The organism is Bradyrhizobium sp. 191 (genome assembly GCF_023100985.1).
Classification (GTDB): Bacteria; Pseudomonadota; Alphaproteobacteria; order Rhizobiales; family Xanthobacteraceae; genus Bradyrhizobium; species Bradyrhizobium diversitatis.
In genome coordinates, this window is record NZ_CP064692.1 from 1460106 (window position 1) to 1477173 (window position 17068).

A 17068-nucleotide genomic window follows, 5' to 3' on the forward strand; every position below is an offset into this window, starting at 1 on the left:
CATTCTGAGGGCCCGCCGTTGGCGGGCGTCTCGAAGGACGGCCACAGGCGATCCCAAGCGTTGGCGCGACTAACTCGACGCGAACTGGCTTCAGATCCCTCAACTGCTCATGGCCGGCGCGGCCTCTTCGAGATGGCACGCCACCCACTGCTCGGCTCCGGTCGAACGCAGCATCGGCTCCTCTGTCCGGCAGCGGTCGAAGACGAACGGGCAACGGGTGTGAAAGCGGCATCCGTTCGGCGGGTTGATCGGGCTCGGCACGTCGCCCTTGAGGATGATGGGATTGCGCTGCGCCCCCGGCTCCGGCAGCGGCACCGCCGAGAGCAGCGCCTTGGTGTAGGGATGCCTTGGCGCGGCAAAGATCTCCCGGCGCGGCGCCACTTCCACGATCTTGCCGAGATACATGACCGCAACGCGATGGGTCATGTGCTCGACGATCGCGAGATCGTGGCTGATGAACAGCAGCGCGAGGCCGAACTCGCTCTGGAGATCCTGCAGCAGATTGACGATCTGCGCCTTGACCGAAACGTCGAGCGCGGAAACCGCCTCGTCGCACACGATCAGCTCAGGTTCGGCCGCAAGCGCGCGCGCAATGCCGATGCGCTGACGCTGGCCGCCGGAGAATTCGTGCGGCCTGCGGTTCAGCGCCTCGCGCGGCAGGCGCACGGTGTCCATCAGCGACGTGACGCGAACCTCGAGATCCTCCGCAGATTTGGCGAGGCCGAAATTGCGGATCGGCTCGGCGAGAATGTCGCGCACGCGCATGCGCGGATTGAGGCTCGAGAACGGATCCTGGAACACCACCTGCACGCGCCGGCGCATCTGGCGCATCGTGCTCGGCGCGGCGTCGTCGATCCTCTGGCCGTCGAGGATGACCTGCCCCGAGGTGATCTCGAACAGCCGCAGGATGGCGCGGCCGACCGTTGATTTGCCGCAGCCGGACTCCCCGACCAGCGACAGGGTCTCGCCTCGCGCGATCTCGAACGACACGCCGTCGACCGCATAGACGAATTCGGACTTGCGGCCGAACAGGCCGCTCTTGACCGGAAAGTGCTTCTTGAGGTCGTTGACCTGGAGCAGCGGAGGACTCATGCCGCGATGGCTCCCTTGGCGGCGTAATGACAGGCGGCGACGTGGCGGGGGCCCTTCTCCTCCAGCCCCGGCGCATATTGCCGGCAGAGATCGGTCGCGAGCGCGCAGCGGCCGGCGAAGACGCAGCCGGTGATCGGCTTGCGGAGATCCGGCACCTGCCCGGGAATCTCGGCGAGCCGTCTTGCCGTGCCCGTCAGCGAGGAGCCGAGCCGCGGCACCGCGCCAAGCAAACCTTGTGTGTAGGGATGACGCGGCGAACGGAACAGCTCGGCCACCGGCGCCTCCTCGACCTTGCGGCCGGCATACATCACCATGACACGCTCGGCGATCTCGGCGACGACGCCGAGATCGTGGGTGATGAGGATGATCGCAGCACCGACCCGGCGCTTCAGGTCCAGCATCAGCTTCAGGATCTGCGCCTGGATCGTGACGTCGAGCGCGGTTGTCGGCTCGTCCGCAATGAGAAGCTTCGGATTGCAGGCGAGCGCGATCGCGATCATGACGCGCTGACGCATGCCGCCGGACAGCTGATGCGGATATTCGCGCACGCGGCGTTTCGGCTCGGGAATGCCGACCAGCGTCAGCATCTCGACCGCGTGCGCCTCCGCCGCCTGCTTGTCGAGACCCTGATGGATCATCAAGGTCTCGCGGATCTGGCGGCCGACGGTCAGGACCGGATTGAGGCTGGTCATCGGTTCCTGAAAGATCATCGAAATGTCATTGCCGCGGATCGCGCGCATCTCGCGATCGGACAGCTGCAGCAGATCCCTGCCCGCAAAGCGGATGCTGCCTGCGATCCTGCCCGGGGGCTCCGGGATCAGTCGCATCAGCGACATCGAGGTCACCGACTTGCCGCAGCCGGACTCGCCGACGATGGCGAGCGTCTCGCCCTCATTGACATGGAAGGACACCCCGTCGACCGCGCGGTTGACGCCGCTGGGGGTGCGGAAATGGGTCTGGAGGTTCTCGACTTCGAGCAAAGCCATCGCGATCAGCCTCGATCCATCACAGGCAACATCACAGACTCTTGCAACATCACAGACTCTTGGCCATGCGCGGGTCGAGCGCATCGCGAAGGCCGTCGCCGAGCAAATTCACCGCGAGAACGGTGACCGACAGGAACGCCGCCGGGAAGAACACGATGTAGGGCTTCACCTGCCACAGTGCGCGGCCCTCGGCCATGATGTTGCCCCAGGACGGGATGGTCGGCGGCGTTCCGGCACCGATGAAGGACAGGATCGCCTCGGTGATCATGGCGCTGGCGCAGATATAGGTCGCCTGCACCAGCATCGGCGCAACCGTATTGGGCAGGATATGGCGGAGGATAATCATTGGAGAGCGCGTGCCGCAGGCCACGGCCGCATCCACATAGGGTTGCTCGCGAAGCGACAGCACCACACTGCGCACGAGGCGCGAGACACGCGGGATTTCGGCAACGGTGATCGCCAGGATGACGTTGCCGACGCTGCCGCGCGTCAGCGCCATCAGCGCGATCGCGAGCAGGATCGGCGGGATCGACATCAGGCCATCCATGAACCGCATCAGGATGCCGTCGGCCCAGCGGATGAATCCGGCGATCATGCCGATGGCGAGACCCGCCGCAGATGCGAAGATCGCGACCGACAGGCCGACCGTGAGCGAAACGCGCGCGCCAAACAGCACGCGGGAATAGATGTCGCGGCCGAGCACGTCGGTGCCGAACCAGAAATCGGCCGACGGCGCCCGGGTGCGCTTGGCGGGCGCGAGCGCGGTCGGGTCGACCGTGCCGAGATAAGGCGCGAAGACCGCGATCAGCACGAGCGTCAGCAGCAGCGCGCCGCCGATCGCGACCGTCGGATGGCCGCGCAGGAGGCCGACGAGGCCGCGCCGGATTACGACCGGCCGCAGGATCTCGGGCAGCTGCGGCGCGACGACGAGACCGGCCGGAAGCGATTGCGGATTGACGGTGGTATCGGTCAATAGCGGATCCTCGGGTCAACGAGCGTGTAGACGACGTCGATCATCAGATTGACGAGGACGTAGACGAAGCTGAACAGCAGCACGATGCCCTGGATCACCGGATAGTCGCGGCGCAGGATCGCATCGATGGTGAGGCGGCCGAGGCCGGGGATCGCGAACACGCTTTCGGTCACGACCGCGCCGCCGATCAGGAGCGCGATGCCGATCCCGATCACGGTCACGATCGGCACCGCCGCGTTCTTCAGCGCATGAATGAACAGGATGCCGCCCTGCCCGAGTCCCTTGGCCTTGGCGGTGCGGACATAGTCCTGCTGCAGCACTTCGAGCATGGCTGCCCGCGTGATGCGTGCGACCAGCGCGATATAGACGCAGCCGAGCGCGATCGCCGGCAGGATCAGGTTCTCGAGCCACGGCCAGAAGCCCTGCGCGAGCGGCGTATAGCCCTGCACCGGCAGCCATTCGAGCTCCAGCGCGAAGACGTAGGCGAGCATGTAACCGACCACGAACACGGGCAGCGAGAATCCGAACACGGCAAAGCCCATGATGACGCGGTCGATCAGGCTGCCGGCCTTCCACGCCGCCACCACGCCGAGCGGCACCGCCACCACGATCGTGAGCAGCAGCGTGACGATCATCAGCGACAGCGTCGGACCGAGACGCTGCCCGATCATCGCCGAGACCGGCAGATTGGTGAAGATAGAGGTACCGAGATCGCCGTGCAGGATGCGCCAGACCCAGCTTCCGAACTGGACCAGGAACGGCCGGTTGAGGCCGAGGCTCTGCCGGATGCGCTCCACATCCTCCGGACTCGCCTGGTCGCCCGCGATCACCACGGCCGGATCGCCCGGCGCGATGTAGAGCAGGCTGAACACGAACAGCGCGACGATCGCCATGACTGGCAAGGTCGCGACGATGCGACGGAGGATGTAGGAGAGCATCTGGCCTCAGCGCACGATCATGCGGACTTCGACACGCTCCAGAAGAACGGCAGCGGTCCCTTGGCAACGCCGGAGACGTTCTTGCGCCACGCGGTGTAGCTCAGGAAGAAACCGGTCGGCGCGTAGACGACGTCATCGATCGCCGCCTTGTTGAGGCGGCCGATGGCGGCCTTCTCCTCGTCGAGGTTCTTGGCCTCGAACCACGAGGCGACCTCCTTTTCGGTGGCCGCGCTGGTGGGCCAGCCGAACCAGGCCTTGTCGCCGTTAGCACGAATGGCGGTGTAGGGAGCCGGATTGACGCAATCCGCGCCTGCGTGCCAGGTGTGGAACATGTTCCAGCCGCCCTGTCCCGGAGGCGTCTTCTGCGCGCGGCGGGAGCCGACCGTACCCCAATCGGTTGCGACGAAGTCGACATTCATGCCGAGCTTCTTCAGCAGATCCGCGGTGACGTCGCCCTGTGCCTTGGTAATCGGCTGGTCCTGGGCCACCAGGCACGTCACCGGCTGACCGGAATAGCCGCTCTCGGCGAGCAGCTTCTTGGCCGCGTCCAGATCGCGCTTGCCCTTCAGGATATCGCCGCCCACTTCGGTGTAGAGCGGCGTATCCGGCGTGAAGTAGCCGGGCAGCGGCTTCCACAGCGAATTGTCGTCGCCGACGATCGCGCGCATGTAGTCTTCCTGGCTGAGCGCCATCAGCACCGCGCGCCGCGCCTTGACGTCGTTGAACGGCGGATAGAGGAAGTTCATGCGGAACGAGCCGATATTGCCGAGGGGATCGCCGATATCGACGCTGATATTCTTGTTCTTCTTCAGAACTGGAACGAGATCCGCGATCGGGTTCTCCCACCAGTCGATCTCGCCGTTCTGCAACGCGGCCGCCGCGGTTGCCGGATCCGGCATGATCACCCACTCGACGCGGTCGACCATCACCTGCTTGCCACCGGCCAGCCATGACGACTTCTCCTGCCGCGGTGAATAGTCGGCGAATTTCTCGAACACGGCCTTCGCACCGGGGACCCACTCGCTCTTGGCGAACTTCAGCGGACCGGAGCCGATATATTCAGAAATCTGCTTGAATGGATCGGTCTGCGCGATGCGCTCCGGCATGATGAAGCCGCAAGGCGAATTGTTCTTGCCCAACGCGTAGAGCAATTTCGGGAAGGGCTGCTTCAGCACCCACTTGAACGTGCGGTCGTCGACGGCCGTGAGCTCCTGCTGGAGCGCCTTGATCATCAGGCCCATCGGATCGCGCGCCGACCAGCGCGTCAGGCTTGCCACGACGTCCTTGCTGAGCACCGGCTCGCCATCGTGGAACTTGAGGCCGGGCCGCAGCTTGAACGTCCAGGTCGTGCCGTCGTCGGTCACTTCCTCGGACTCGACCATCTGCCGCTGCGGCTGGAACGAGGAATCGATGCCGTAGAGCGTGTCCCAGACCATCGCAGCGGCATTGCGCACGACATATTGCGTGCCCCAGATCGGGTCGAAATTGGCGAGATTGGCCTGCGGCACGAAACGCAGGGTGCGTGCCGCCGCGCCTTGGGCGATCGCCGGGGCCGACAGGCCTCCCGTCAATGCCAGACCGCCCGCGCCCGCCAGTCCCTTCAATACCGTCCTGCGATCCATGAAGTCCTCCCAGAAACGCCGTGATGCCAGCTATTCATTGGCAAAGGGCAAGTGAAACCGAGCCCATTTGCAAGCAAATGGTATGCCACTAATGGGCCTCGCCAGTCGGATCACATCGCTCTTTTTGGCCGGTCCAGGCTTCAAAGAGCGGCCGCCAGCGTCGGTCCGGTCTCGATGTGCGGGATCGCCTCGACCAGTTTGCGCGTGTAGTCGGTCTTCGGATTGTCGAACAGCGCCCGGCTTTCGCCCTGCTCGACGATGCCGCCATTGCGCAGCACGATGGTGCGGTCGCAGAGCATGCGCACCACGTTGAGATCGTGGCTGACGAACAGCAGCGCGATGTCGTTCTCGCGCCTGAGGCGGTCGAGCAGCTGCAACACCACGGCCTGCACGGAAACGTCGAGCGCGGCGGTCGGCTCGTCCAGCACCAGGAGCCGCGGCCGGCAGGCGATGGCGCGAGCGATACCGACACGGGCTTTCTGCCCGCCGGAGAGCTGATGCGGAAACCGCGGCAGCAGATCAAGCGGCAGTCCAACCCGTTGCGCGCATTCTTCCACACGCTGACGCAGCGCCTCACCCGTGCGCATTCCGTCGAGCCGCATCAAGGGATGGGCAATACAATCGAACGCCGTGAAGCGCGGGTTGAGACTCTCGTTCGGATCCTGAAAGACCATCTGGATGTCTTTGCGGAGCGGCGAGCGGTGAAAATCACGCGACGCCACGTGGCCGATCGATTGCCCGTCGAACACGATGTCGCCTTCGCTCGGGTCGATCAGGCGACAGATCATCCGCGACGTCGTGCTTTTGCCGGAGCCGGACTCGCCGACCAGACCGACGCTCTCGCCGCCGGCCATGGTCATCGAGAAGTCGGCAACCGCGGCGGAGCCCTGGTCGAAGCGCTTCGCGAGCTTCCGCACTTCCAGCAGCGGCGGTGTGCCATGTGGCAGCACCGGCCGTGGCTTGTCGAGAACGGCGTTGTAACGCTCTCTCTCCTCCTCAGTCACGAGGTCTTCGATCCGTGACGTCGCCGTCGGCGATGCCGCGACCAGGCGCCTCGTATAGGCGTGCTGCGGCGCGCTGAAGAGCTTGCCGGGGCTCGCCTCCTCGACGATGCGGCCACGCTCCATCACGGCGATGCGGCGGCAATAGCGCGCGGCGAGGCCGAGGTCATGCGTGATCAAGATCGTCGCCATGCCTCGCGCGGCGGCAATGTCCGCCAGGAGATCCATCACCACCTTCTGCGTGGTCACGTCGAGCCCGGTCGTCGGCTCGTCGGCGATCAGCAGAGCAGGATTGCAGGAGATCGCAATCGCGATCATGACGCGCTGGCACATGCCGCCCGAGAGCTCGTGCGGATAGGCGTTCATCCGCTGCTCGGGATCGCGGATCTGGACCGCGCGCAGCAGGTCCAGCGCCTCGGCGCGCGCGGCCTCCTTCGAGATGCGCTTGTGCGTGAGGATCGCATCCGCAATCTGCAATCCGATGGCGCGGATCGGATTGAGCGCCGCCCGCGGGTTCTGGAAGATCATCGACATCGCGGCGCCCTGGAGCTGGCGGAGGTCATCGCCCCTGAGCTTTGTGACGTCCTGCCCGCGAAACAGGATCTTGCCCCCGGTGACGCGCCCGGCGGCATCGAGCAGCCGCGTCGTCGCAAAGCCGGTGACCGACTTGCCCGAGCCGCTCTCGCCGACGAGGCCGAGCATCTCGCCGGCCTTGACGGTCAGCGTCACGCCGCGCACAGCCTCGACCATTCCGCGCCGCGTTGAGAAGGCGACGTGGAGGTCGTCGATCCTGAGCAGGTCCTCGCTCATGTGCGCATCCGGGGATCGAGAATGTCCCGCATCCCGTCGCCGAGGAGATTGAAGCACAGCACCGCCATCATCAGCGCGAGGCCCGGAAAGGCCACCAGCCACCACCGTCCGGTCGAGATGAAGCGCGCGCCTTCGGCGACCATGATGCCCCATTCCGGCGTCGGCGGCTTGACGCCGAGGCCGATGAAGGACAGGCCCGCCGCGTTCAGAATCGCCCAGCCGAGATTGAGCGAGATCTGCACCGCCATCGCCGGCAGGATGTTCGGCAGCAGGAAGCGCAGCACCACGGAAAAATGACTCTCGCCGCAGGCGCGTGCGGCCTCGACCCAGCCGACATTGCGCCTGACGTTGACCTCGGCCCGTGCAAAGCGGATGTAGAAGGGAAGATTGATGATCGCGGTCGCGATCACGATGTTCTCGATCCGGTTGCCGAGCGCAGCCACCATCGCCATCGCCAGCACGAACAGCGGGAACGCCATCATCACATCGACGAAACGGCCGACGGCGCGATCGAGCCGGCCGCCGGCATAGCCGCAGAATGCGCCGACGACGGCCCCGATCACGAAGGAGATTCCGACCGCGGAGACCGCGATGGCAAGGTCGAGCCGCGCGGCGATGATGAGACGGCTGAACACGTCGCGCCCGAGCTGGTCCGTACCGGCAATGTGCGTCGCGCTCGGCGGCTGCAACGCCTCCGAGACGTTCGAGGCTACGGGATCGTAAGGCACGATCCACGGTCCGAAGATCGCGACCAGGACGAACAGCGTCACCCCGGCCGCAGCGACGGCCGTGAGCGGATTGCCGCGCAGGATCCAGACCGAGTGGCGAAGGGTTGCACTGGTCATTCGATCGACACCCTGGGATCGGCGATGCCGTAGCAGATATCGACCACGAGATTGACCAGCACGAACAGGCTGGCCATCAGCAGCACGAAGCCCTGCACCGGCGCATAGTCGGAGGACAGCAGCGCATCGAGCGCGTAGGAGGCGACGCCCGGCCAGGAGAACACCTTCTCCACCAGCACGTTGGCACCCAGCATGGTCGAGAACACGATGCCGGCGATGGTGATGACGGGAAGGATCGCATTGCGCAGCGCGTAGGTCACGACCACCTTGCGCCAGGACAATCCGACCGAGCGCGCGGTGCGCACGAAATCGCTGCCGAGCGAGACCAGCATCGACGCGCGCGTGATCCGCGCCAGCGGCGCAATCACGAACAGGGCCATGCTCACCGCCGGCAGAACCAACTGCTTGCAGGCCGCCCACCAGCCCTCGAAATCGCCCGCGAGCAGGAAATCGATGGAGAGAAAACCGGTGTGCTGCGGCGGCAGCGAGGTGAAGACGTCGATCCGCCCGGTCGGATCAGGCGCGAGCCCGAGCAGATAGTAGAAGACGTAGATCAGCAGCAGTCCCGAGACGAAGGTCGGCACGCAGACACCGAGCGCGCAGAACAGCCGCACGCCATGGTCGACGATCGATCCGGGCCGCAAGGCCGCGACCACGCCGAGCGGCACCGCCGCGATCAGCGCGATCAGGAGCGCGGTAAAGGTGAGCTCCAGCGAGGCCGGCAGCCGCTCGCGCAGGTCCTTGAGCACGGGCTGTCCCGTCATCATGGAGCGGCCGAGATTGCCGTGGCCGATGTCGGAGAGATAAAACACGAGCTGCTCCGGCACCGACTTGTTGAGCCCCATCTGCCTGCGGATCTGCTCGATCTCCTCCTTGCCGGCATTGGGCCCCGAGGCGAAGAATACCGCGGGGTCGCCGGGCAGGACGCGCATCAGGAGAAAGGTGAAGACCAGCACACCGAACAATGCCGGCAGCGACGACAGAAGCCGCCTGCCCGCTCTCACTATCGTTGCACCAAGACCGGTCTTCACTTTTCGGCACCTCTCCTGCTTTCGGAAGCTACTTGCGGCTCAGGTTGCGATAGTCGACCTGGCGGTGGAACTCGTAAGTGTAGCCTTCGACGGTGGCCGCCATCACCGCATCCTGATTTGGCTGCCACAGCATGATCTGCGGCATCAGGTCGAAATGCATCGCATTGAGCTTGCGGCCGGCCTCCTCGTACTTGGCCTTGTCCGGCTCGAAGCGGGCTCCCTGCGCGATCGCGACCAGGTCGGGATTGTTGATCGACGAGTAGTTCCAGCGCTGATTGCCGGTATAGAAGTTGCGGTAGAAGTAGTCCGTCGAAGGCAGCCAAGCGACGATGCCTTCGGTGAAGAAGGGCAGCTTCTTCTCGTTGATCAGCGTCGACATCTGCGCGTCAGGCAGCTTCTGGATGTCGACCTTGATCCCGATCTTGCCGAGCGACTCCTTGATCAGCGCCGCCATCGGCTCCGCCTGGGAGGCCCACCCGACATTGAAGCTGAAAGTGGTCGAGAAGCCCTCCGGGAATCCGGCGGTCTTGAGATATTCCTTTGCCTTGTCGAGGTCGAGCTTGACCGGCTGCTGGAACGGATAGATTCCGTTCAGCGGTTTGCCGTCCGGCCAGCTGGCGCCGTACAGCGGCATGCCGCGGCCGAACAAGGCAGCCTTGAACATGTCCTCGTAGGGCAGCGCGAACGCGATGGCGCGGCGGACGTTGACGTTGTCGAAGGGGGGTATCTGGTTGTTCATCGAGACGTAGGTGATCGCGTTGTATTGCGGCGTCGAGACCACCTTCAGCTTGCCCTTGGCTTCGAGCGACTGGACGTCGCTCGCCTGCAGATCGAGTACGATATCGGCATCGCCGCGTTCGACCAGATTGGCGCGGGTCGCCGGCTCCGGCACCGATTGCACGATGATGCGCTTGAAGAAGGCGGGCCGGTCGGGAGAACCGCGATTCCAGGCCTCGTTGCGCTTGAGGGTCACCTGCTCGCCGGGCTTGAAACTCTCGATCACATAGGCGCCGCTGCCGGCGGTGTGTTCCTTCAGCCAGGCCATCGCCCACGGATCGTCCGCCGTCGCATGCTCCTTGGCCAGCTTCGAGTTGATGATCATCGGATAGACAGTGGCGAGATTCGGCAGCGCCAGCTTGTCGGGCTTCGGCAGCGTCACCTCGATTGTCAGGGGATCGATCACCTTGAACTGGTCGGCCGAGGTGAGCGATCCCGTCAGCAGCTGCGCCTTGCCTAGGATCGGCGCGGTGACGCAGCGGTCGAGCGACCACTTCACGTCGTCCGCCGTCACGGGCGAGCCGTCCTGGAACTTGGCGTCCTTGCGCAGGCGGAAGGTGATCTTCAGGCCATCGGGGCTGACGTCGTAGGATTCGGCGAGCTCGCCGTTGATAGTGTCGAGATCGAACACCCATTTGCCGTTGAGCTGCTTGCGACCGAACGACACCAGCCGATCGTAAGTGCTCATGCTGAGCCCGAAGGACTCGCGGGTCGCGCCGGGGATGTTTGGATCGAGCGTGTTGACCGATGCGCCGGTCACATAGCGCAGCGTTTCCGCCCTGGATTGCGCATGCGACGGCGCGGTCGCGATCAGCAACAGCGCGGTGGTGGCGAGGATCGTGGTCGCGGATCTGAAAGACACAAAACGCATTCGTTTTCCCTTGAATTGTCGAACAGGAAGGTCGCCAAGGCTGGTCAAGAAAGAAGCAAGTTGCGCGCCAATCTTCGCTGCGGCGGGGCATGGATGATCATCGCTGCTCCTCCGTCTTTCGCGCCGGCCGCGCAACCACCGCCTGCGGCACGTCGTAGGCGCTGAGCGAAGCCCAGTGCCGCTCGACATCGGCGCGGAACAGGCCGCGCGTCAGCCCATTCACGAGCTTGGGCACTGCGGTGGTCATCGCGTTGATCGACGATCCCGATGGACCAAAACTCATGGTCGAGGCGATGGCGAAGAGATGGATGTCCGAGATCCACGGCGTCTTGCCGCGCACGCGCTCGGTGAAGGCGTAGTCATCGGCGAGATAGGGAAAGCGGCCGAGCCGCTCGTTGCGTTCGTCGTCCGGCGGCTGGTAGCGGTCGGCCCAGGTGGCGATATTGCCGGCAAATCTCGAGAGCTCGCCGCGGCCGGCAAAGTCCATCTCGATGCCTGCGCCGCAGATGACGAAATCGGCAATGATGACGCCCCGCGGCGTCTGCAATTCAATGGCTTTGCCTGTCTGGTGCGCCGCTTCGATCGGCGCACCCTCGTGCAAGGTGAAATTGGCGTGACGCGCGCAGCGGTCATAGGTTGGTTGCGGAAATCCTTCCCGCATCTCGAGGACCTTGCGCATGAAGCGCCAACGCCAGGCATCGTCGAGATCGCTGAGATGGCGCAGGAAGCCGCGGAAGGTCAGCCAGCGATAGGGTTGGATCACCTGGATCTGCGCGCGGCGGCACAGCAGGTGCACCTCGGCAGCACCCGCCTCCAACGCGGTGGCCGCATTGTCGAAGGCGGAGGCGCCGGCGCCGATCACGGCCACGCGCTTGCCGCGCAAGCTTTCGAAATCGATGGCGTCGGCGACGGTCGCGACCGAACTCGCCGGCAGATGCGCTAGCTGCTCCGGGATCATCCAGCCGCCCATACCCTCCTGCCCCGTCGCCAGCACGATCTTGCGCGCATAAAGCGTCTCCGTCCCTTCGGCATGCTTCACGCGCGCGGCGAGCAGGCCGTCGGCCGCTGGCGCAATCTCCAGGAGCTCACAGCCGTTGCATACCGGCAAGCCGATCGTGCGCCTCAGCCAGAGCAGGTACTCGGCCCAGTGCGCGCGCGGAATCAGATCGAGCGTCTGCCAGCTCTCCTTGCCGAACCGGGCTTCGTGCCAGGACTGGTAGGTGAGGCTCGGGATGTCGAGATCGGGCCCGGTGTAATCCTTCGGGCTGCGCAGCGTCGGCATCCGGGCATAGGTGAGCCACGGGCCCTCCTTGCCCTCCTCGGCCTTGTCGATCAGCAGGATGTTGCTGACGCGGGAGCGCATCAGGCCGAAGCCGATGGCGATGCCGGATTGGCCGGCGCCGATGATGAGCACATCCAGCGCAGGATTGCCGTCCGGCCCGGTCTTCGGTTCGAGCCATGCGGCACCGGGATGCGCGATCCGAGCGAGATCGGCGCGCACGTCCGCTTCGAGCTGGGTGAGCGCCTCACTCATGCCGCGAGCCAGCCTCCGTCGACCACCATCACGGTGCCGGTCGTGAACGAGGACGCATCGCTGGCGAGATGCAGCGCGGTCTGGGCGATCTCCTCCGCCTGACCGAACCGCTTCATGGCGTGCCGGTTGCGCGAGGCCTCGCGCACTTCCTCTGAATTGGCGTGACGGGCGAAGCTGCGGCGAAGCATCGGCGTATCGATCGCGCCCGGCGCGATGGCGTTGACGCGGATGCCGTCCGTTGCGAAATCCACCGCCATCGTCCGGGTCAGGCTGACGATCGCGCCCTTGGCAGCGATATAGGCGCTGTTGCCCCTGCCGCCGGCGATCGCGAGCTGCGATGCCAGCGTGATGATCGAGCCGCTGTTCTGCCGCTGCATCTGCGGCACCGCCGCCCGCGCCCACAGCCATGTGCCGCCGACATTGGCGCGGAACACCGCATCCCAGTCTTCCGGGCTCGTCGTCAGCACCGTGCCGCCGCAGGAGAAGCCCGCGGCCGTCATCAGGATATCGAGCTGGCCGTGCCGGGCCACGACGTCACCGACGACCGTCTCGGCGAATGCGGCATCGCCGACGTCGCCGACATGCGTCGTTGCTTCGCCCAGCAGGCGAAGCGTTTCCTGGAGCCCCGCGGCATCGCGATCGACCAGAGCGAGACGCGCTCCTTCTTCTGCAAACAGTTTTGCGCTGGCGCGGCCAATGCCCGAGCCCGCGCCGGTGATGATGGCGGTGCGTCCCTGCAGCCGCATGTCAGATCCCCTCCTTGTGCTGCACCCACCAGGCGCTCATCGCGGCAGCGGACTCCGCGCAGCCGAACCGCGCGCGCCAACCGAATTCGTCGGACATCCGTGCAACCGAGAGCGGCGCACGATCGCCCCCGTGGAGCTTGATAACCGTGCTTTCTCCGGGCACCGCCAGCCGGCAGTGCAGGCCGGGATGAAGTGCCGCAAAGGCCTCGCCCCATTGCAGCGCCGACCAGGCCGCGCCGCTGGAGATGTTGTAGAGACGATGGCGTGGCCGCTCGGCCTCGATCAGCACAGCCACGGCCTCGGCCGCGTCGACCGCGTAGGTCCAATCTTTAAGGCCTGGTCCCGGCATGATCGCCGGCTCGCCGCGGGCGAACGCCGCCAGGATCTGGAATTGGAGGCTGGGCGTATCGCGCACAGCGCCGGCCCGCTCCCACGGGCCAAACACGGCGCTCAGCCGCACGCTGAGGAAATCGCCGCCAAAGAGCTCGGCATGGCGCGCGACGGAGCGCTCCGAGGTGAATTTGCTGATGGCGTAGAACGAGACGGGATCGCAGGCCGTTTCCTCGTCCAGGACTTGATGACGCTGGCCTGCGGCGCCATAGGCGGACGCCGAGGACAGATTGACGACCCGGCGAACGCCGTGACGGATCGCCGCTTGCAGGATCGGGATCTGCGCCATGACGTTGATCTCGAGAACGCGCGCGGGCGACGCCCTCTCGAGATCATCCCCGGCGGTGATGGCCGCCCCCAGCACGATTGCGTCCCAGCCTTCAGCGATGAGGGCATCGATACCGGCCGCGTCGGTGATATCGCCTTGAACGATTCGGAGCCGCTCCCGAAAATCCAGCAGGGATCGCTGCGCGGCCGGCGGCAGCGGCGAACGATCATACAGCGTCACGTCGTGGCCGCGCGCGAGCAACGCCTCCGCCAGGTTGAGGCCGACAAAGCCGGTGCCGCCGAAGATGACGATCTTCATCGCGCGCGATCCGCCATCACAGCAGTTTTGCCCCAAAGTTCCGTTCCGGATCCATGTCGGCGACGAGCCGGCCGGTCGGCTTCGCCGCCTCGCCGCCGCTGCGCGCCAGGAATCTTCCGCTGCCCGCGCTCGCGAGACACTTGTTGCCCTCGATGATCACGCGACCGCGCGATAATACCGACACCGGCCAGCCCCTCAGCTTGCGGCCCGCGAACGGCGTGTAGCCGGTGAGGTCATGCATCATCTCGTCCGCGATCGTGACCTCGCGGTTCGGATCCCAGATCGCGATGTCGGCATCGGCGCCGACGGCGATCGAGCCCTTGCGCGGATGCAGATTGTAGATCTTTGCCGGCGCCGTCGCGGTCAGCTCGACGAACTTTTCGAGGCCCAAGCGTCCCTTCGACACCATCGCGTCGAACAACAGCGGCAGCCGCAGCTCCAGTCCCGGCAGGCCGTTGGCGACCTGCTTGAAGTTCGGATTGGGACCGGCGCGGAGCTTGCCGGTCTCGTCATAGCGATACGGCGCGTGATCCGACGAAATGGTCTGGAGATCGCCGAGCGACAGCGCCTGCCACAGCGCCTCCTGGTCCGAATGCGTGCGCGGCGGCGGGCTGCACATCCATTTGGCGCCTTCCGCGCCGGGCTTGTCGAGATCGCCTGCCGTGAGGAACAGATATTGCGGACAGGTCTCGGCGAAGACCTTGAGCCCCTGCCCGCGCGCGTCGCGGATCACCTTGGCGCCTTCGGCGGTCGAGACGTGGAAGATCATGATCGGCTGGTCGATCAGCGCAGCCATGCCGATCAGCCGGGTGAAGGCTTCCGCCTCCGACACGCGGGCGTGGCTGACGGCGTGGTATTTCGGCATGGTGTAGCCGCGCGCCAGCAGCCGCTTCACCATCCAGGCGATGATGCCGTGATTTTCGGCATGGGCGCACAGCATCGCGCCGGACTGGCGCGCGGCCAGAAGAATGTCGAGCAATGGCTCGTCGTCCACCTTCAGGCGATCATAGGTCATGAAGATCTTGATCGAGGCATGGCCCTGCTTCACCAGCGCGGGAATGTGCTCCTCGACCGTTTCCTTCGTCGCGTCCGCAATGATCATGTGAAAGGCGTAGTCGATTACGGCACCTTTCTTTGCGAGCGCGTGATAGTCCTCAACCACTTGCGGCAGCTTCATCCCGACATGCTGGGCGGCAAACGGGATCACCGTGGTTGTGCCGCCAAAAGCGGCAGAGACCGTCGCGCTTTCGAACGTATCTGCATTCATGATGCCGGCAGCGGAGAGCTGCTCGATATGAGCATGGCTGTCGACGCCGCCGGGCAGCACCAGCTTGCCGCGCGCGTCGATCTCGCGCTTGGCCGCCGGAAGGCCCTTCCCGACGGCCGCGATGGTCTCGCCGGAAATCGCGACATCGGCCTCGAACACGTCGGTGGTGGTGGCGACGCGGCCGCCGCGGATGATCAGGTCGTAAACTGGTTCAGTCATGAGGCACTCCATGATATGCCTGAAACGAGTGATCTCCATTTTGCAGGAAGACCATCATGTCCCGGCCGCGCATTCTCGTCATCAACCCGAACTCCAACCACAAGGTCACGCAAGGGCTGGAGGACGCGCTGAAGCCGCTCGACTTCGAGGGCGGGCCGGAAGTGGTCTGCCAGACGCTGGCCGAGGGGCCCTTCGGCATCGAAAGCCAGGCGGACGCCGACAGCGTCGCGATGCCGCTGCGAAAGCTCGTCGAAAGCGACAACAGCTCGGCCGCCTTCGTCATCGCCTGCTACAGCGATCCCGGGCTTCAGGTCTGCCGTGAAGGCACCGATCGCCCCGTGTTCGGCATCGCCGAGTGCGGCGTGCTGACGGCGCTTTCCCGCGCCGAGACCTTTGGCGTCATCGCGATCGCCCAGCGTTCGATCCCGCGTCACATGCGCTACCTCAGGCAGATGGGTCTGACCGACCGCTTTTCCGGCGAGCGGCCGCTGAACATGAGCGTCGCCGAAACCGCTTCGGGCGAAGGCACGCTTGCCAAGATGATCGAGGTCGGCCGCGCGCTGCGCGACGAGGACGGTGCCCGCGCTGTCGTGATGGGCTGCGCCGGCATGGCGCGCCACCGCCGTGCCCTGGAAGACGCGCTGCGCATTCCCGTGATCGACCCGACACAGGCGGCCGTCACCATGGCGCTGGGTACGGTGCAGTTCTCGGCTCACTAGGCGTCCTTCAGCTCTTTGGCGTCCTGGCGCGCGAGCCATTGCGCATGGCTCTCGCGGGCAAGTACGAACGTGTCCCGCTGCGTGGTGTAGAGATTGCCGAACATGCGGCCGATCGGCCGGTACGCGTCGAGATCGACATACATGTTGGCCTCGTCGACGAGGCCCTCGCGGGCATGGACCCTGAGCACCTCGCCAACCAGCAGCTCACGATCAGGTGAGAAGGTCAGCACCACATGGCGCCGGCATTCCAGTGCGAACGACGCCGCGGCGAGGCGCGGCACCTTCACGTCCACCGACGGAAGCGTCGCCAGGCCCGTTGCGGCGACCTCGCTGTCGCCGGAGGGGAAATCGACCGCGCAGTCGTTCATCGCCACCGACAGCGCTTCATCCACCATGTGCACGACGAACTCGCCGTCGCGATGGATGTTGCGGGTCGTGTCCTTCGGGCTGTGATCAGGCTTGTGCTGCAGGCCGAGCACGATCAGCGCGGGGCTTTCCGAGAAGACGTTGAAGAAGCTGAACGGCGCGGCATTGACAGCTCCGTTCTCGTCCAGCGTCGTCACCAGCGCGATCGGCCGCGGCACCACAACGCCGCAGAGCAGCTTGTAGCGGTCACGCGCGTCGAGCTCGCGCAGAGAGATACCCTTGTCAGCCATCGGCG

15 protein-coding genes are annotated in these 17068 nt (G+C 65.4%); 1 reads left to right on the forward strand and 14 read right to left on the reverse strand.

Annotation, left to right across the window (positions count from 1 at the left end):
- Positions 1–99: 99 nt before the first annotated feature.
- The 13 genes from IVB23_RS06790 to hydA all read right to left on the reverse strand — a co-directional run bounded on the left by IVB23_RS06790 (position 100) and on the right by hydA (position 15688).
- The gene (locus IVB23_RS06790) at positions 100–1092 is read right to left on the reverse strand and encodes an oligopeptide/dipeptide ABC transporter ATP-binding protein (RefSeq protein WP_247803021.1); all 993 of its coding nucleotides are present in this window, start codon (positions 1090–1092) and stop codon (positions 100–102) included.
- The gene (locus IVB23_RS06795) at positions 1089–2078 is read right to left on the reverse strand and encodes an ABC transporter ATP-binding protein (protein WP_247803022.1); all 990 of its coding nucleotides are present in this window, start codon (positions 2076–2078) and stop codon (positions 1089–1091) included. Before IVB23_RS06795 ends, IVB23_RS06790 begins: the two co-directional genes overlap by 4 nt.
- Positions 2079–2127: 49 nt before the next feature.
- The gene (locus tag IVB23_RS06800; RefSeq protein WP_197968251.1) at positions 2128–3051 is read right to left on the reverse strand and encodes an ABC transporter permease; all 924 of its coding nucleotides are present in this window, start codon (positions 3049–3051) and stop codon (positions 2128–2130) included.
- Positions 3048–3989 carry an ABC transporter permease gene (locus IVB23_RS06805; protein ID WP_061883188.1) on the reverse strand — a complete coding sequence of 314 codons (942 nt, stop codon included), beginning with the start codon at positions 3987–3989 and terminating at the stop codon, positions 3048–3050. Before IVB23_RS06805 ends, IVB23_RS06800 begins: the two co-directional genes overlap by 4 nt.
- Before the next feature lie 17 nt (positions 3990–4006).
- Positions 4007–5611, reverse strand: a complete 1605-nt coding sequence (locus IVB23_RS06810; protein ID WP_247803023.1) for an ABC transporter substrate-binding protein — start codon at positions 5609–5611, stop codon at positions 4007–4009.
- Positions 5612–5751: 140 nt separating this feature from the next.
- Positions 5752–7422, reverse strand: a complete 1671-nt coding sequence (locus tag IVB23_RS06815) for an ABC transporter ATP-binding protein (RefSeq protein ID WP_061883190.1) — start codon at positions 7420–7422, stop codon at positions 5752–5754.
- Entirely contained in the window at positions 7419–8267 is an 849-nt protein-coding gene (locus IVB23_RS06820; protein WP_131870041.1) for an ABC transporter permease, read from the reverse strand. The genes IVB23_RS06815 and IVB23_RS06820 overlap by 4 nt, the downstream gene beginning before the upstream one ends.
- Positions 8264–9298, reverse strand: coding sequence for an ABC transporter permease (locus IVB23_RS06825; RefSeq protein ID WP_061883192.1), 1035 nt, complete (start codon positions 9296–9298; stop codon positions 8264–8266). Before IVB23_RS06825 ends, IVB23_RS06820 begins: the two co-directional genes overlap by 4 nt.
- Before the next feature lie 28 nt (positions 9299–9326).
- Positions 9327–10946, reverse strand: coding sequence for an ABC transporter substrate-binding protein (locus tag IVB23_RS06830; protein WP_247803024.1), 1620 nt, complete (start codon positions 10944–10946; stop codon positions 9327–9329).
- 97 nt (positions 10947–11043) lie between these two features.
- Positions 11044–12480, reverse strand: a complete 1437-nt coding sequence (locus tag IVB23_RS06835) for an NAD(P)/FAD-dependent oxidoreductase (protein WP_247803025.1) — start codon at positions 12478–12480, stop codon at positions 11044–11046.
- Positions 12477–13226: an SDR family oxidoreductase gene (locus tag IVB23_RS06840; protein ID WP_247803026.1), complete on the reverse strand. Its 750-nt coding sequence runs from the start codon at positions 13224–13226 to the stop codon at positions 12477–12479. Before IVB23_RS06840 ends, IVB23_RS06835 begins: the two co-directional genes overlap by 4 nt.
- A 1-nt stretch (position 13227) precedes the next feature.
- Positions 13228–14202, reverse strand: a complete 975-nt coding sequence (locus tag IVB23_RS06845) for an NAD(P)-dependent oxidoreductase (RefSeq protein ID WP_247803027.1) — start codon at positions 14200–14202, stop codon at positions 13228–13230.
- A 16-nt stretch (positions 14203–14218) separates the two neighbouring features.
- Entirely contained in the window at positions 14219–15688 is a 1470-nt protein-coding gene (gene hydA, locus IVB23_RS06850; protein WP_247803028.1) for a dihydropyrimidinase, read from the reverse strand.
- A gap of 56 nt (positions 15689–15744) precedes the next feature.
- Here hydA and IVB23_RS06855 point away from each other — a divergent pair, with 56 nt between their 5' ends.
- Positions 15745–16407: an aspartate/glutamate racemase family protein gene (locus IVB23_RS06855; RefSeq protein ID WP_247803029.1), complete on the forward strand. Its 663-nt coding sequence runs from the start codon at positions 15745–15747 to the stop codon at positions 16405–16407.
- On the opposite strand, the gene IVB23_RS06860 is transcribed toward IVB23_RS06855, so the two are convergent.
- Entirely contained in the window at positions 16404–17063 is a 660-nt protein-coding gene (locus IVB23_RS06860) for a flavin reductase family protein (RefSeq protein ID WP_247803030.1), read from the reverse strand. The two genes, IVB23_RS06855 and IVB23_RS06860, sit on opposite strands and share 4 nt — an antisense overlap.
- Positions 17064–17068: the final 5 nt, after the last annotated feature.

What these genes read in the sequence shown, in the direction of transcription:
- IVB23_RS06795 (WP_247803022.1), bottom strand. Translation starts at nt 2,078, where the DNA reads ATGGCTTTGCTCGAAGTCGAGAACCTCCAGACCCATTTCCGCACCCCC.
- IVB23_RS06840 (WP_247803026.1), bottom strand. Translation starts at nt 13,226, where the DNA reads ATGCGGCTGCAGGGACGCACCGCCATCATCACCGGCGCGGGCTCGGGC.
- hydA (WP_247803028.1), bottom strand. Translation starts at nt 15,688, where the DNA reads ATGACTGAACCAGTTTACGACCTGATCATCCGCGGCGGCCGCGTCGCC.
- IVB23_RS06845 (WP_247803027.1), bottom strand. Translation starts at nt 14,202, where the DNA reads ATGAAGATCGTCATCTTCGGCGGCACCGGCTTTGTCGGCCTCAACCTG.
- IVB23_RS06855 (WP_247803029.1), top strand. Translation starts at nt 15,745, where the DNA reads ATGTCCCGGCCGCGCATTCTCGTCATCAACCCGAACTCCAACCACAAG.
- IVB23_RS06790 (WP_247803021.1), bottom strand. Translation starts at nt 1,092, where the DNA reads ATGAGTCCTCCGCTGCTCCAGGTCAACGACCTCAAGAAGCACTTTCCG.
- IVB23_RS06810 (WP_247803023.1), bottom strand. Translation starts at nt 5,611, where the DNA reads ATGGATCGCAGGACGGTATTGAAGGGACTGGCGGGCGCGGGCGGTCTG.
- IVB23_RS06860 (WP_247803030.1), bottom strand. Translation starts at nt 17,063, where the DNA reads ATGGCTGACAAGGGTATCTCTCTGCGCGAGCTCGACGCGCGTGACCGC.
- IVB23_RS06820 (WP_131870041.1), bottom strand. Translation starts at nt 8,267, where the DNA reads ATGACCAGTGCAACCCTTCGCCACTCGGTCTGGATCCTGCGCGGCAAT.
- IVB23_RS06830 (WP_247803024.1), bottom strand. Translation starts at nt 10,946, where the DNA reads ATGCGTTTTGTGTCTTTCAGATCCGCGACCACGATCCTCGCCACCACC.
- IVB23_RS06805 (WP_061883188.1), bottom strand. Translation starts at nt 3,989, where the DNA reads ATGCTCTCCTACATCCTCCGTCGCATCGTCGCGACCTTGCCAGTCATG.
- IVB23_RS06815 (WP_061883190.1), bottom strand. Translation starts at nt 7,422, where the DNA reads ATGAGCGAGGACCTGCTCAGGATCGACGACCTCCACGTCGCCTTCTCA.
- IVB23_RS06835 (WP_247803025.1), bottom strand. Translation starts at nt 12,480, where the DNA reads ATGAGTGAGGCGCTCACCCAGCTCGAAGCGGACGTGCGCGCCGATCTC.